Annotated in this window: 13 protein-coding genes and 1 tRNA gene; 11 read left to right on the forward strand and 3 right to left on the reverse strand. The window is 70.5% G+C overall.

From position 1 onward, the window contains the following. Positions 1-62: 62 nt before the first annotated feature. A complete protein-coding gene (locus ABEA53_RS12825; RefSeq protein WP_345481619.1) occupies positions 63-959 on the forward strand; it encodes a hypothetical protein in 897 nt (298 codons plus the stop codon). 81 nt (positions 960-1,040) lie between these two features. Here ABEA53_RS12825 and ABEA53_RS12830 read toward each other — a convergent pair whose 3' ends face one another. Next, positions 1,041-3,425 (reverse strand): glycoside hydrolase family 31 protein, encoded by a 2,385-nt coding sequence (locus ABEA53_RS12830; RefSeq protein WP_345481620.1) that lies wholly within the window; start codon positions 3,423-3,425, stop codon positions 1,041-1,043. Between the two features lie 71 nt (positions 3,426-3,496). Between ABEA53_RS12830 and ABEA53_RS12835 the strand changes: the two genes are divergently transcribed. From ABEA53_RS12835 to ABEA53_RS12855, 5 genes are all read left to right on the forward strand, one after another. Beyond that, a tRNA-Ala gene (locus ABEA53_RS12835) sits at positions 3,497-3,569 on the forward strand. Positions 3,570-3,672: 103 nt separating this feature from the next. Then, complete coding sequence (locus tag ABEA53_RS12840; protein WP_345481622.1) at positions 3,673-4,149, forward strand: heme-degrading domain-containing protein; 477 nt, start codon at positions 3,673-3,675, stop codon at positions 4,147-4,149. Positions 4,150-4,296: 147 nt separating this feature from the next. After that, positions 4,297-5,325: an NAD-dependent epimerase/dehydratase family protein gene (locus ABEA53_RS12845; RefSeq protein WP_345481623.1), complete on the forward strand. Its 1,029-nt coding sequence runs from the start codon at positions 4,297-4,299 to the stop codon at positions 5,323-5,325. A 209-nt stretch (positions 5,326-5,534) separates the two neighbouring features. Continuing rightward, positions 5,535-5,879 (forward strand): histone-like nucleoid-structuring protein Lsr2, encoded by a 345-nt coding sequence (locus ABEA53_RS12850; RefSeq protein WP_345481624.1) that lies wholly within the window; start codon positions 5,535-5,537, stop codon positions 5,877-5,879. Positions 5,880-5,952: 73 nt separating this feature from the next. Beyond that, complete coding sequence (locus ABEA53_RS12855; protein ID WP_345481626.1) at positions 5,953-6,372, forward strand: pilus assembly protein CpaE; 420 nt, start codon at positions 5,953-5,955, stop codon at positions 6,370-6,372. An 18-nt stretch (positions 6,373-6,390) separates the two neighbouring features. Here the strand turns inward: ABEA53_RS12855 and ABEA53_RS12860 are convergent, their stop codons facing one another. After that, positions 6,391-7,602 carry an MFS transporter gene (locus ABEA53_RS12860; protein ID WP_345481627.1) on the reverse strand — a complete coding sequence of 404 codons (1,212 nt, stop codon included), beginning with the start codon at positions 7,600-7,602 and terminating at the stop codon, positions 6,391-6,393. A 270-nt stretch (positions 7,603-7,872) separates the two neighbouring features. Between ABEA53_RS12860 and ABEA53_RS12865 the strand changes: the two genes are divergently transcribed. From ABEA53_RS12865 to ABEA53_RS12885, 5 genes are all read left to right on the forward strand, one after another. Continuing rightward, positions 7,873-10,374, forward strand: a complete 2,502-nt coding sequence (locus ABEA53_RS12865) for a ribonucleoside-diphosphate reductase subunit alpha (protein WP_345481629.1) — start codon at positions 7,873-7,875, stop codon at positions 10,372-10,374. A gap of 1 nt (position 10,375) precedes the next feature. After that, positions 10,376-10,480, forward strand: coding sequence for a ribonucleotide-diphosphate reductase subunit beta (locus tag ABEA53_RS12870; RefSeq protein ID WP_345481630.1), 105 nt, complete (start codon positions 10,376-10,378; stop codon positions 10,478-10,480). A 46-nt stretch (positions 10,481-10,526) separates the two neighbouring features. After that, entirely contained in the window at positions 10,527-11,519 is a 993-nt protein-coding gene (locus ABEA53_RS12875) for a ribonucleotide-diphosphate reductase subunit beta (protein WP_345481631.1), read from the forward strand. 431 nt (positions 11,520-11,950) lie between these two features. Beyond that, on the forward strand, positions 11,951-12,970 hold the full coding sequence (locus ABEA53_RS12880) for a RelA/SpoT domain-containing protein (protein ID WP_345481632.1): 1,020 nt from the start codon (positions 11,951-11,953) through the stop codon (positions 12,968-12,970). Between the two features lie 118 nt (positions 12,971-13,088). After that, positions 13,089-13,589 (forward strand): GNAT family N-acetyltransferase, encoded by a 501-nt coding sequence (locus tag ABEA53_RS12885; RefSeq protein WP_345481633.1) that lies wholly within the window; start codon positions 13,089-13,091, stop codon positions 13,587-13,589. Positions 13,590-13,650: 61 nt separating this feature from the next. On the opposite strand, the gene ABEA53_RS12890 is transcribed toward ABEA53_RS12885, so the two are convergent. Then, positions 13,651-14,979: an MFS transporter gene (locus ABEA53_RS12890; RefSeq protein WP_345481634.1), complete on the reverse strand. Its 1,329-nt coding sequence runs from the start codon at positions 14,977-14,979 to the stop codon at positions 13,651-13,653. Positions 14,980-15,014 lie beyond the last annotated feature (35 nt).

A 15,014-nucleotide genomic window follows, 5' to 3' on the forward strand; every position in this document is an offset into this window, starting at 1 on the left:
CCGGCACGACACGCCGACGGCTCCTGCCGGGCGTGCTACCGCCTCGGCCCTAGCTTGACGCCATGGCAAGCCTGGGTGGCGGCGCGATCATCGCTTTCGCAGCGGTGCTGTGGTTGCTCTACCTGACCCCGACGTGGTTGCGTCGGCGCGAGTACGTGCGCACCGAGCGCACCGCGGTGCGCCTGCAGCAGACGCTGCGGGTGCTCGCGGAGACCGCGGAGGTGCCGGACGAGGTCCGCGCCGAGGTCTCGGCGAAGAGCGTCGCCGAGCAGCACCGCGCGCTGCGCGAGTCCGCCCGCCGTGCCGAGGCGGTCGCCCGGCCGCGCGACGCGAGGGCCGAGCGCACGCTGGCGAAGGCTGGACGGGTGCCGCGCGAGCCGCGCGTCCGCGCCGCCGCCGCCTCCGAGGTCGCGGCCACGCGCCTCCGCCGCTCGCGGGTGCTCGCCACCAACATCCTCGTCGTCGGCATCACGCTGACCGGGTGGGGCGTCTCCGACCTCGCCGCGGGCGGCCCGTGGGAGTTCCTGATCGCCGGGCTCGTCGTCTCGTTCCTCGCCGTCGGGCTGCTGCAGCGCGCCAGCACGGTCGCCGCCGCGCACCGCGCCGTCGCCGCAGTCGACCAGACGGTCGTCGTGCCGGAGGAGCAGCGCAGCTTCACGGACTGGCAGCGCGCCGAGCCCTCCCGTCCGACGTGGACGCCCGTGCCGCTGCCGAGGCCCCGCTACCTGGAGCAGGCGGTCGCCGAGGCGACGCCGGCCCCGCCGCGCAACGACATCGCGATCGCCGCCTCCCTCCGAGCCGCCGCGCAGCGCGCCGACGAGGCGCTGCGCGCCGCGCAGACCGCGCCGGAGGTCGCCGCGCTGGACCGCACGCCGGTCGACGCGGTCGACGCCATGGCCGAGAGCGGCCCGGTCCTCACGGACCTCGACGGCGTGCTGCGCCGCCGCCGCACCGCCTGACCCCGCGCGTCCTGCTGTTCGCCGATCAGGGGGATCGGTTCCCGATTCCCCTGATCGGCGAACAGCTCTCGACGACGCCGGTCAGCGGGCGGTGAGCAGCTCCGTCAGGGCGGCCAGCAGCGGCTCGGGCGGGTTCAGCGCCTGCAGCTCGGCGAGGCGGGAGGCGACGGGCCGGTCCGCGCTCGCGACGCGCCACAGCTCGGCCTTCGCCTCGTAGGGGTGCTGTGCGGCGTTCAGCAGCGCGAACACGCGCGTCGGCACGTCCTGCGTCGCGGGCTGCGGGTCCGCGCCGACGCCCACCGTGAACGCCTCCGTCGCGTCGCGGGTGACGGCGATGCTCACCCGGCCCACGCCCTGGTCGGTGATCGGCCGCTCCTCGCCGTCGACGAGCAGCGCGGTGCCGGCGGGCAGCCCGAGCACCGTGACGGTCCAGGTGCGCGTCTCCGGCACGACGCCGGCCGGGCCGTCCGCTGCGGCGACGTGCAGGGTGCCGGTCGCCTGGTCCCAGCGCAGCGCGGTCCGCACCGTCGGCACGGTGTCCGGCGCGGTGCCCGTCCCGTCGTCCTCCACGAGCGTGAACGCGCCGTCGGCGCCGGGCGCGACCAGCACCTCGAGGTGCGCGGGGTTCACCGTCGCATCGGTCTCGTGCTCCGCCGCGAGCGGCAGGATGCCGCCGGCGCGCAGCAGCGCGGGCACGCCCGTGTCGTCGCGGTGCAGCCGCACCGACCGGCCGCCCTCGTGCACGATCGTCGTCGCGACGTCGATCCAGGTGCCGGGCGGCAGCCAAGCGGTCACGTCGCCCTGCAGCGTCACGGCGTCGCGCGGCCGCGTGATCGGCGCGACGACCAGCTCGCTGCCGAACCGGAAGACGTTGGGGGAGGCGTACGCCGACGCCTCGGCGGGCGCGTCGTAGTACAGCGGCAGCACGAGCGGCACGCCCTCCTCCGCCGCCCGCCGGTTCATCGTGTGCAGGTACGGCACGAGCCGCACGCGCAGCCGCAGCGCCTCGTCGATCGCGGTGCGGGTCTCCGCGGGGAACGCCCACGGCTCCTTCGCGAGGAACGGGTTGTTCGACGAGTGGAGGCGCAGGATCGGCGACCAGACGCCGAGCTGCACCCACCGCAGCGTCAGCTCGTCGTCGCGGGTGCCCCACAGGTGACCGCCGACGTCGTGGCTCCACCAGCCGTACCCGATGTTCGAGGCGGTCGCCGTGAACTCCGGCTGGAAGTCGAGCGACGCCCAGCTGACGACGGTGTCGCCCGAGAAGCCGACGGGGTACCGGTGGCTGCCGGGGCCCGCGTACCGCGAGAACGTGAGCGGCCGGCGCCCGCCGCGACCGGAGTCGAGGAAGTGGAAGTGGTTCAGCATCCACAGCGGGTCGATGCCGGCGATGCGAGAGTAGGGGCCCTGCTGCCAGTCGAGCCACCAGAAGTCGACGCCCTCGTCCTCGAGGCGGTGGTGCAGCACGTCGAAGTACGCCTCGAGGAACGCGGGGTCGGTGATGTCGAAGGCGATCGGCAGCCCGTCCTCCGGGTCCCGCCCGAGCGCGCGCGCCATGTCCGCGTACGCGTCCTCGAACCCGCGCACGCCGTCGGCCGGATGCACGTTCAGGGTGATGCGCAGCCCGCGCTCGTGCAGCGCCGTGAGGAATCCCTCCGGGTCCGGGAACAGCGACCGCTCCCAGCTGTACCCGGTCCAGCCGCTGCCGAACTCCGGCACGGAGTCGACGCGGTGCCAGTCCATGTCGATCACGGCGACGCTGAACCGCACCCCCTCGCGGTCGAACCGGTCGAGCAGCGCCAGGTACTCGTCGGCGGAGTAGCGGTGGTACCGGCTCCACCAGTTGCCGAGCGCCCACCGGGGCAGCAGCGGCTGGCCGCCCGAGAGCGCGTAGAAGGCCGCGAGCGCGCCGGCGAAGTCGTGCCCGAACGCGAAGACGTACAGGTCGAAGCGGTCGCCCTCCGGCCGCACCCCGACCCAGCCGTCGTCCGTGAACAGGAAGGAGGCGGAGTCGTCGAGCACCGAGATGCCGCCGCGCGCGACGACGCCCGGTCCGAGCGGCACGCGCCCGTCGGCCATGTCGAGGGTGCGCGCGGTGCCGCCGAGGCTCGCGTCCGCGTCGCCGAACCGCCAGCTGCTGTGCCAGCCCGAGATCGCGCCGCGCGCATCGACCTTGAGGCCGTTCGCGGAGGGGCGCCGGCGGTCGTAGGTGAGGTGGAACCGGTCCGTGATGACCTCGAGCACCTCGTCGCCCTCCACCACGCGGAACGCGGGCACGGGCAGGTCGCGGTGCAGCGCGAGCGTGGAGGCGCGGTCCTCGAAGACGCCGTCCTCGGCCCACTCGATCCGCACGAGCCCGTCGGCGAGCACGGTCAGCCGGAAGCGGTCGCCCTGCACCACCGCGCCCTCGGCGGGGAGGGGGGAGAGCGGGACCTGGAAGCGGGCGTCGACGCCGGTCTTCTGCACGCCGCGATCCTAGGAGCGCGCGCCTGTTCGAGCCGGGGCCCCGGTCGGTGCTATCCTCGACAACCGAACACGGGGCCTTGGCGCAGTTGGTAGCGCGTCTCGTTCGCAATGAGAAGGTCAGGGGTTCGAATCCCCTAGGCTCCACCGCAACAGCAGGAAAGCCGCCCTCCGGGGCGGCTTTCCTCGTTCCCGGCCCGGCTCCTCGATCCGCAGGGGCCGGATCAGGGGCCCGTGGAAGACTGCGCGCGTGACGCAGGACGACGACGTGCAGGCCCTCGAGCAGCAGGAGCGCGAGCTCGTGTTCGACCGGTTCGACCACTTCCACGCCTGGCGGCTGGGGGTGCGGATCACCGAGGTCGCCCTCGAGGCCGGGCACCTGGTCGCGGTCGACATCCGCCGGCCCGGGCTGATCCTGTTCCGCTCGGCGCTGCCGGGCGTCACCGCGGACCAGGAGGCGTGGATCGCCCGCAAGTCCGCGCTGACCCTGCGGATGGAGACGAGCAGCGCGCTCGTCGACGCCCGCCACCGTGACGCGGGCGTCGACGCCCGGGCCGCGGGCTGGCTCGGTCCCGAGTACGCGATCACCGGCGGCTCGTTCCCCATCCGCGTCCGCGGCGCCGGCGTGGTCGCCGCGGCGACCGCCTCCGGCCTGACCTCGATGCAGGACCACGACCTGGTGGTCGACGGCATCCGCGACTACCTCGCCTCCGGGGCGGCGGACTGAGCGCCGAGGACCGGTCCTGCCGGATGGTCCGCACCCTGCCGGGCAGGTCCCGGCACGGGGGAGGCACGCCCTCCTCCGGCAGGGCGTCGGGTGGGAGCAGGCCCCGCACGACCTGAACGTGCAGGCCGTCCACCTACCGTGGCGGCCGTGCGCGTGGTCATCGTGGGAGCAACCGGGAACGTCGGCACGGCGGTCCTCCGCCGACTGAGGGACGAGGAGGGCGTCGACCTCGTCGGCGTCGTGCGGCAGGTGCCGCCACCGGGAGCGCCCGCGCCCTACGACCGCGTCGCCTGGCACGGCGTCGACGTCGCGCAGCCCTCGAGCGTCGCCGCGCTCACCGCGGCCTTCGCCGGCGCGGACGCCGTGATCCACCTGCCGTGGCTGCTGCAGCCGAACCACGACGAGCGGGTCATGGCGGCCACCAACATCGACGGCCTGAAGCACGTGCTCGCCGCGGTCGTCGCGGCCGGCGTCCCGCAGGCGGTCGTCGTGTCGTCCGTGGGCGCCTACAGCCCCGGCCCGAAGCGCCGACGAGTCGACGAGTCGTGGCCGACCGGCGGGCTGCACAGCTCGCACTACGCACGGCACAAGGCGGTCAACGAGCGCATCCTCGACCGCTTCGAGACGGACCACCCGGAGGTGGTGGTCGCGCGGCTCCGCCCGGGGCTCGTCATGCAGGGGGTCGTGGGCGACGAGCTGCGCTCGCTGTTCATGGGACCCTTCATCCCCGTCCGGTGGCTCGGCCGCGTACCGCTGCCGATCGTCCCCATCCCCGTGCGGACGGTGTCCCAGGTGGTGCACGCCGACGACCTCGCGGACGCGTTCGCCCGCGTCGTGCTGCGCCGCGCCTCCGGCGCGTTCAACATCGCCACGGAGCCCGTCATCGGGCCGCAGGACGTGGCGTCGGTGCTCGGCGGCCGCTGGCTGCCCGTGCGGATCGCTCCGATCCGCGGCCTCGTCTGGCTGCTCTGGCACCTCCGGCTGCTCGCGGCCGATCCCGGCTGGATCGACATCGCGACCTCGGTGCCGCTCATGTCGACGGATCGGGCGCGGGAGGAACTGGGCTGGGTGCCCAGGAAAGACGGGGTCGAAGCGGTCGCAGAAGCGGTGCGCGGCGTGTCCGACAGGACGCGTTCGGCCGGTTCTCCGCATCTCGGTCGAACGCGCGGAAGATGATGCGTCAGTGATTCCCCGCGCTGCTCCGGGGCCTCTCGGATAGAGAGCGTTCGACGCGGCCCCGGACTGCATTCGGTGCAGCAAGTGCCTGTTGATGCAACTCGCCGCGCAAAAGATGCGTGAATTCGGTGCAATAGTGTGTACAGTTCTTTTGTGCGCAAATTCCGCGCACCTCGAACTACCCTCTTCAACAGGAGCACTCCACACCCATGGCGCAGAAGTACATCGTGCAGCTCGTCGACGACCTCACGCAGCAGCCGATCGAAGACGGATCCGGCGAGAGCGTGCGGTTCTCGCTCGACGGCGTCAGCTACACCATCGACCTCACGAACGAGCACGCGGACGAGTTCCGCTCCGCGATCTCGCCCTACGTCAACGCGGCCCGCAAGGCCGACGTCGCCGTCCGCGCGAAGGCCTCGTCGTCCGGTGCGCCCCGTGCGCCCAAGGGCGACCTGAAGGCGATCCGCGAGTGGGCCAACGCGAACGGCTACACCGTCTCGTCCCGCGGCCGCATCCCGGCCGACGTGCAGACGGCCTACAACGCCGCCAACTGATCGATCCTCGGAAGCGGTGGGAGCATCTCGCTCCCACCGCTTCCGTGCATTCCGCGGTCCTTATCCTGATCGCATGATCTCGCGTCCGCTCGCCCTCCGCCTCCGCGAGGCCGGACTGGTCTGGAGACCCGCGACCGGCGACCGCTTCCAATTGCTCGCGCAGGACATGGACTCGACCGGCACCGACGCCTTCACCGTCAGCGACATGACGATCGAGGCGCACGCCTATCCGACCGGCACGGTGCTCGGATTCAACGGCACCACCGAATGGGCGCTCGATTCCATCGCGATCGAGGAGGCGCTCTGGCTGCCGCGGGAGGACCAATTGCGGGAAGCGCTGAAAGGCACGTTCCAGCGCCTCGAACGAGATGAGCAGCAGGGCGGCTGGCGGGTGACCTGCACCTTTCGGGGAGAGGCGATGAGCCATCTCGCCGACACCCCCGAGGACGCCTACGCGATGGCCGTCCTCGCGGAGGTCGAGGCCGCGGCCTGAGGGCCGTGCGGCGACCCGTCAGCTCGGCGGCAGGGGGATGGGCGCCGTCTCCGGCACCGGACCCGCGTCGCGCCCCTTGAGGTCGGGGGAGACGGGTATGCCGACGGCCGCGGCGATCGTCGCCAGCGCCGCGAGCGCGGCGCCGCAGAGGAAGGCCGTCTGCGCGCCGAAGTGGTCGAGCGCCTGCCCGGCGAGCGCCGCGCCCAGGGCCACGCCGACGAGCTGACCCGTGTTCGTCCAGCCGTACGCCTCCGCGGTGTCGCTGAACCGGACGGAGCTCGAGACGATCGCGGACATCAGGCCGAGCGCCGGAGCCAGGCCGAACCCGGCGATGACGAGCGCGCCGGTCAGGCCCCAGAAGCCGGGCAGGAACGGCGTCAGCGCCACGCCGACGGTCACGACGACCAGGCGCAGCGTCAGCGACCAGGGACGCATCGGCAGGCGCCCGAGCGCGAAGCCGCCGAGCAGCGACGCGAGCGACCAGATCGCCAGCACCACGCCGCTCGTCGGGTCGTCCTCCCCGAAGGCGCCGGCGACGCTCGCCTCGATGGCGGCGCAGGAGGCGATCACGAGGAAGCCGACCACGGTCATCAGCGCCACCTGCGGACGCAGCAGCACCACGCCGAAGCGGCGCTTGCTGCGCGGGATGCGCACCCGGCCCACCTCCCGCGACGCCGCGAACCAGGCGCCGCCGCCGATCAGCAGCACCGCGGACAGCACCAGCGCGGCGGTGGTGCTCACGCCGGTCGCGAGGAACGTGACGAGCACCGGCCCGCCGATCCAGATCAGCTCCTGCAGCGACGCGTCGAGCGAGAACAGCGGGCCGAGCATCGACGAGGGCACGAGCTTCGGGTAGATCGTGCGCACCGCGGACGTGATCGGAGGGAAGGTCAGCCCCGCGAGCAGCGCGAGCACCGTCAGGCCGACCGGCGGCAGGTCGAGCAGGGCGATCGACGTCACGGCCGCCGCGCAGAGCACGGTCGTGACCACGACGACCGGTCGGATGCCGAGCCGCCCCATGAGCCGGCCGGTCGCGGGTCCGGACAGCGCCTGCCCGATGCTCAGGGCCGCGAGCACCACGCCGGCGACGCCGTAGGAGCCCGTCCGGCCCTCGACGTGGAAGAGCAGGCCGAGCGAGAGCATGCCGGAGGGGAAGCGCGCGGTCAGCTGCGCGGCGATGATCCGCACCACCCCGCGGGTGCGCACCAGCTCCCCGTATCCACCGTCCACAGCCCCTCCAGCGTAGAGCCCCGGGATGTCGGTGCTCCGACCTACGGTCTCCCCAGGCGGCGTCCGATCCCTCCCCAGACGGAGCCGCTTTCTCCACAGGCGATTGGTATCACCTGTGGACGACACGCCGCCGAATTCCACAACATCTTGGGTTGCATCCCGCCAGGTGCCCCGACATATAGTGGTCCCCCGGTTGTGGGGGAGTGTCGGACGACACGGTGTCGACGACACCCGGCGCGAGTGCGCCGGTCCCGGAAGAAGGAGGCGTTCATGGGCATCACGGTGGTCAAGCGGGACGGGACTCGCGAGCCCTACGACGCGAACAAGATCAACCTGGCGATCGAGCACGCGAGCGCCGGCCTCGACCCGAACATCACCTGGGTCACGCAGATCGCCTCCGAGCTCGAGCTCACCCTCTTCGACGGCATCACCACCCAGCAGCTCGACGAGGCCGTCATCCAGGTCGCGCTGCAGAACGTCAAGGACGACCCGGCGTTCGACACCGTGGCGGCCCGCCTGCTGCTGAAGACGATCTACAAGAGCGTGCTCGGCGACTACGCCGACGACACCGAGGTCAAGGCGCTGCACACGCAGCACTTCCGCGGCTCCATCGAGCGCGGCATCGCCGAGGACCTGCTCGACGACCGGCTCGGCTCGATGTTCGACCTCGACCGCCTCGCCGCCGCGCTCGACCCCTCGCACGACGAGCTGCTGAAGTACATCGGCGTCGTCACGCTGAACAACCGCTACGGCATCAAGGCCCGCAACGGCGAGCCGCTCGAGGTGCCGCAGTACTTCTGGATGCGCATCGCCATGGGCCTGTCGCTGAACGAGGCCGACCCCACCGCCGCCGCCCTCGGCTTCTACGACAAGATGTCGCGCCTCGACTACCTCGCCGCGGGCTCCACCCTGGTGAACGCCGGCACCAAGTACCCGCAGCTCTCCAACTGCTTCGTGCTCGAGATGCAGGACGACATCGAGCACATCGCGAAGACCACCCGCGACGTCATGTGGCTCACCAAGGGCACGGGCGGCATCGGCCTCTCCGTCACCAAGCTGCGCGCCCAGGGCTCGCCGATCCGGTCGAACAACACGACCTCGACCGGCCCGATCCCGTTCATGCACACGATCGACTCGATCCTCCGCGCGGTCTCCCGCGGCGGCAAGAAGTTCGGCGCCCTCTGCTTCTACATGGAGAACTGGCACCTCGACTTCCCCGAGTTCCTCGACCTGCGCCAGAACTCCGGCGACCCGTACCGCCGCACCCGCACCGCGAACACGGCGGTGTGGATCTCCGACGAGTTCATGAAGCGCGTCCAGAACGACGACGCCTGGTACCTGTTCGACCCGCTGGAGGTCTCCGACCTCAACGAGCTGACGGGCAAGGCGTTCTCGGAGCGCTACGCCCACTACGTCGCCGAGGCCGACGCCGGCCGCATCCGCGCCTTCAAGCGCATCGGCGCCCGCGAGCAGTTCAAGGCGATCCTCATGTCCCTGCAGACCACGAGCCACCCGTGGCTGACGTGGAAGGACACGATCAACAACCGGGCGCTGAACAACAACACCGGCACGATCCACTCCTCGAACCTCTGCACCGAGATCACGCTGCCGCAGGACCGCGACAACGTCTCCGTCTGCAACCTGGCCTCGATCAACCTCTCCCGCCACCTGACGACCGACGAGAACGGGAAGCTCGGGTTCGACTGGCAGCAGATCCACGCCAGCGCGAAGAGCGCGATCCGTCAGCTCGACAACCTGATCGACATCACGATCTCGAGCGTCGACGAGGCGGACCACTCCAACGAGCAGAACCGCGCGGTCGGCCTCGGCGTCATGGGCTTCACCGACGTCGTCGAGCGCCTCGGCTTCTCCTACGAGAGCGAGGAGGCGTACGCCCTCATCGACGAGGTGATGGAGCACGTCTCCTACGCCGCGATCGAGGAGTCGGTCGACCTGGCCCAGGAGCGCGGGGCGTACCCGAACTTCCAGGGCTCGCGGTGGAGCGAGGGCCTCGTGCCGTTCGACACGATCGCGATCACCGAGGCGGAGCGCGGCGTGCCCGTGCTCGTCGACCGCACCACGCGCCTCGACTGGGACGCGCTGCGCGAACGGGTCAAGGGCGGCATGCGCAACGCGACGCTGATGGCGATCGCGCCGACCGCCTCCATCGGCCTCGTCGCCGGCACCACGCCGGGCCTCGACCCGCAGTTCTCGCAGATCTTCAGCCGCTCCACCTCCTCGGGCAAGTTCCTCGAGGTGAACCGCAACCTGGTCGGCACGCTGCAGCAGGCGGGCCTGTGGGAGCGGACGCGCGAGGCGATCCTGCGCAGCCAGGGCGACATCCAGAACATCGCCGAGATCCCCGACGAGATCAAGGCGACCTTCAAGACCAGCTTCCAGCTGTCGCCGTACTCGTTCCTCGAGGTCGCGGCGCGTGCGCAGAAGTGGATCGACCAGGCGATCAGCCGCAACATGTACCTCGAGACGCGTGATCTCGGCGACATGATGTCGATCTACTCCGCCGCCTGGGAGCGCGGCGTGAAGACGACCTACTACCTGCACATGAAGCCGCGGCACACCGCCGAGCAGTCGACCGTGCGGGTGAACAAGGCCGAGACCATCGACCAGGGCGCGGGGGCGTCCAACGGTCGACGCGGTTTCGGAGCGAGCGCGCCGCAGCCTGCGGCCGCCGCGCCCGCCGCCCCCGCTCGTCGGGGCTTCGGCGGACTCGGATCGCCGGTGCGCGGCACCGACGGCAACAAGGGGGAGTGACATGTTCGAGAACGACGGCGACCAGGTCGACGGCACCGACTTCATCGGCGGGTACAGCGTGCCGATGGACCCGATGGACCTGCTGCAGTGCGACTCCTGCCAATAGGCGGAGTTCGCGCGGGCGACTGACGACGACGGAAGAGGGTAGAGACATGGGCATTCTCGGCACCGGCATCCAGGAGGGACTCCTCCTGAAGCCCGTCCGCTACCAGTGGGCGATGGACCTGTACGAGCAGGCCGTGGCGAACACGTGGTTCCCGAACGAGATCCAGCTCGGCGAGGACATCGCGGACTTCAAGCGCATGACCGACGAGGAGCGCCACGCGGTCACGTTCCTGATGAGCTACTTCAACCCGAGCGAGCTGCTCGTGAACAAGGCGCTCGCGTTCGGCGTCTACCCCTACGTCAACGCTCCCGAGGCGCACCTCTACCTCGCGAAGCAGATGTGGGAGGAGGCCAACCACTGCATGTCGTTCGAGTACGTCCTCGAGACGTTCCCGATCGACCGCGACGAGGCCTACAACTCCCACGTCGACATCCCGTCGATGGCGGCGAAGGAGGCCTTCGAGGTCGAGTTCATCAAGCGGATGTCCGAGCAGACGCTCGACATCACGACGACCGAGGGCAAGCGCGACTTCGTGCGCAACCTCGTCGCCTACAACGTGATCCTCGAGGGCATCTGGTTCTACTCGGGCTTCATGGTGGCGCTGTCGTTCCGCCAGCGGAACCTGCTGCGCAACTTCGGCTCCCTGGTCGACTGGATCGTCCGCGACGAGTCGCTGCACCTGAAGTTCGGGATCAACCTGATCCTCACGGTGCTCGAGGAGAACGAGGACCTGCAGACGCCGGAGTTCGCGGAGGAGATCCGCCAGATGATCCTGAACGCCGTCGAGATGGAGGAGCAGTACAACCGCGACCTGCTCCCCGGCGGCATCCTCGGGCTCAACGCGAACTACATCAACCAGTACGTCAAGTACCTGGCGGATCGCCGGCTCGAGGAGCTCGGCTTCGAGGCCGAGTACAAGGTCTCGAACCCGGCGAAGTGGATGGCGACGGCGAACGACACGCTGCAGCTCGTCAACTTCTTCGAGTCGACGAACACCTCGTACGAGTCGAACGCGTCGGCGGCGGTCAGCTCGCGCTGACCCGCGGAGTCTTTGAGGTACGTCACCCCGCGGGCGTCACCTTCCCGAGAAGGATGTGCCCCTCGCCGGCCAGGGCGAGGGGCACGGGTTCCACTGGTGAGCGGAACCGTCAACCTATCCCACGCGGGGTGGAAGGAGGGATGACCATGGCTCGATCCGGAGGACGCACAACCGCCCGAACCGCACGAGTTGCTTCTCGTGTGCTTCGCGACGCTCGGTACTCAAAGGCCGCGAAGACCGCGGCCGCCAGTGCCCTTGCCCAGCGGAAGCGCTAGGTAACAGCTTGCGAGGCGCGCGTCTACTGTCTCTGGTCCGGCAGTAGATGCGCGCTCGCAGTTTGCATCGGTCGCTTACGGTGGCCGCGATCGCAGTAATTCGGTCCGTAGAAGCTAATTGTTTATGTCGGCTTGTCGCCGTCGCTAGGAGATCAGATGGCGTGGACCAGGCCTATTCACACAAAGGGCGAGATTCAGCGTGCTGGCCTAGTGCTTGCGGACGCGAGCGCGGTTGATGCTGATCGCAAGGCGGCAATTGCGATTGTGAATAACTGGCGGTCTGCACACGGATTTCCTCTCAACACCTTGACCGTAAACTTGCGCAAAAGGGCGACTGATGTTGATGCAAATGCCCTAGTCGCTCAGCGCATCAAGCGTCTTCCGTCGATCGTGGGGAAGCTGCAACGTTTTCCGAGCATGAACCTTGCTCGGATGCAGGATCTTGGTGGATGCAGAGCCGTGATGCCCGAGGTGCAGCAAGTGCACGAGGTCGTCGAGGGCCTCATGACCGGCAAGCATAAGCATCGCTTGATCCGGCAAGACGACTACCTGACCAGCCCCAAGGGCTCTGGCTATCGCGGTGTTCACCTCTTCTACTCGTACCGAAGCGACAGGCGGCAAACCTGGAACAACCTAGCCATCGAAGTGCAGGTTCGGTCGCAGTTGCAACACGCCTGGGCTACCGCAGTTGAAACGGTAGGTCTCTTCACAAGTCAGGCCTTGAAGTCAAGTAGGGGCGAAGACCACTGGCTGCGTTTTTTTGTGGTCATGAGTTCGGTCATCGCTCTGCGCGAAAATCTTCCTGTCGTGCCGGGGACAAGCGATGATCCGGCTCAACTTCGGGATGAACTTCAGGAGCTTGCTTCTCTCCTTGACGTCATCAATAGGCTTGAGGGGTACGCCGCGCTGCTCCAGGAGAGCGAGCAGCACATGGCTAACGCTAAGTTCGTCATCCTCACGCTAGATGTCCCGAATAGTCAGTTGACAATCCGTGGTTACGTCAAGCAGGACGATGCGGCAGAAGCGTACGCGCAGATGGAGGCCGAGACCGGAGACGGCGTGGATGTGGTAATGGTGTCTGTTAGTTCCATTGCTGGACTCCGTACTGCGTACCCGAACTACTTCCTCGATACGACTCGATTTGTGAGTGTTCTGCGTGAGGCTCTCGAGTTGTAAGCACATCGCCGGCTTGAGGAGCTCGGCTTCGAGGCCGAGTACAAGGACGCCGCCGTCGCCCATCCCGAGGGCGGCGGCGGCGTCCTCGTTCTGCGCCCGGAACCGGAGGAGACGCCCGATGGAGCCCGTCGAGACGACCGCGGGCGGCCGTGCCCTGCGCATCCGCCGCGCGACCGCCCAGGACGTGCCCGCGATCGTCGCGCTGCTCACCGACGACGCCATCGGCGCGGGTCGCGAGCGCGCGGACGACCTCGAGCCGTACCGCCGCGCGTTCGCCGCGGTGGACGCCGACCCCGCGCACCTGATCGTGGTGGCGGAGGTGGACGGCGAGGTGGCGGCGACCCTCCAGCTCTCCCTGCTCCCCGGCCTCTCCCGGCAGGGCGCGCTGCGGGCCCAGGTGGAGGGGGTCCGGGTCGGAGGCGCCCACCGCGGCTCCGGGCTCGGGACCGCACTGCTGCGCTGGGCGCTCGGGGAGAGCCGCGACCGGGGCGCCGCACTCGTGCAGCTGACGACCGACCTGCGGCGCGAGGACGCGCGGCGGTTCTACGAGCGGCTGGGCTTCGCCGGCTCGCACCTCGGCATGAAGCTCGACCTCGGCGCCGGACCCGCAGGCGCCTGACCGGATCTGCGACGTCCGACCAGGGGAGCGCCTGGTCACGTGTCCGCGATCCGGTCAGGAGTCAGCGGGTGAGCGGCGCCGCCGAGGTACGCGAGGCGACGAGCACCACGAGCAGGCCGAGCAGCGCGGCGAGGCCGAAAGCGGCCGCGAACTCCTGGCCCGGCACGGCGACCGCGATCACGCCGACCAGGGTCAGCGCGAGGCCGTTGCCGAAGCCGTCGCCGATCTGCAGCGCCGCGCTGTTGCGGCCCCGCTCCTCCGGCGCGGACAGCGCGAGCGTGGAGGTGCTGAGGCGCGGGTACGCGGTGCCGATGCCGAGCCCCGCGAGCAGCCAGCCGACCACCACGAGCGGGATCAGCGCCGTGGCGGTGCCGGTTCCGACCACGAGCGCCCCGGTGAAGAAGACGCCCGCGCCGATCCCGATGCACCGCCGGTCGGTGAGCCGGCCGCTGAGGCGGCTCTGCAGCTCCGAGCCCGTGGCCCAGGAGACGGCGCCGACGGTCGTGATGCCGCCGGCCACGACGGGCGACAGGTCGCGCAGGGCGATGAGCGAGTACGGGAGGTAGGCGTCGGCCGCCGCGAACCCGGCGCTGAACAGCCCGCGCGCGACGATCACCGACGGCAGCCCGCGCGCGGCCCGCAGCGCGCCCCTGGGCAGCAGCGGGCGCAGCGCGGCGATCGCACCGACGGCCGCCAGGGCGGCCAGCACCGGGCCGACCCCCGGCACGTCGAGCAGCGGCCGCATCGCGAGCAGCGCGACCGCCGCCGCGACGGACCAGGCGAGGCGGGAGGCGGGCATGCGGTCGCCGGTCCCGGGCATCGGAGCCCGGCGCAGCTGGGGCAGCAGCAGCGCCGTCGAGCCGGCGACGAGCGGCAGGATCCCGAGGAACACCCAGTGCCAGCTGAGGTACGTCGACACCGCGCCGGCGGCGAACGGCCCGATCAGCGACGGCAGGACCCAGGCGGCGGCGAGCAGCGCGAAGATCCGCGGGTGGAGGCGCTCGGGGTAGACCCGCGCGACCAGCACGTAGAGCGCGACCCCGATGCCGCCGGCGCCGAGGCCCTGCAGGGTGCGTCCGGCGATCAGCACCGGCATCGTCCCCGCCGTGCCGGCGAGCACCAGCCCGGCGGCGAACAGGGCGACGCCGACGAGCAGCGCGCGCGCGGGCCCGCTGCGGTCGCTCCAGGCGCCGCCCGCGACGTTGCCGATGACGCCTGCCGCGGAGAAGGAGGAGAACGTGAGCGCGTAGACGGAGGCGCCGTGCAGGTCCCGGGCGGCCAGCGGCATGGCGGTGGTGACCGCCAGCGCCTCGAAGGCGATCAGGAACCCGAGGGCGAACACCCCGACGGTCGCGACGCGGAAGCGCGGGGAGAAGGCGCCGTCGGTCACCGCCCAAGCCTAGGAAGGCGACCCCGAGGCGCTTC

It is taken from the genome of Amnibacterium soli (assembly GCF_039544415.1).
Lineage (GTDB): Bacteria > Actinomycetota > Actinomycetes > Actinomycetales > Microbacteriaceae > Amnibacterium > Amnibacterium soli.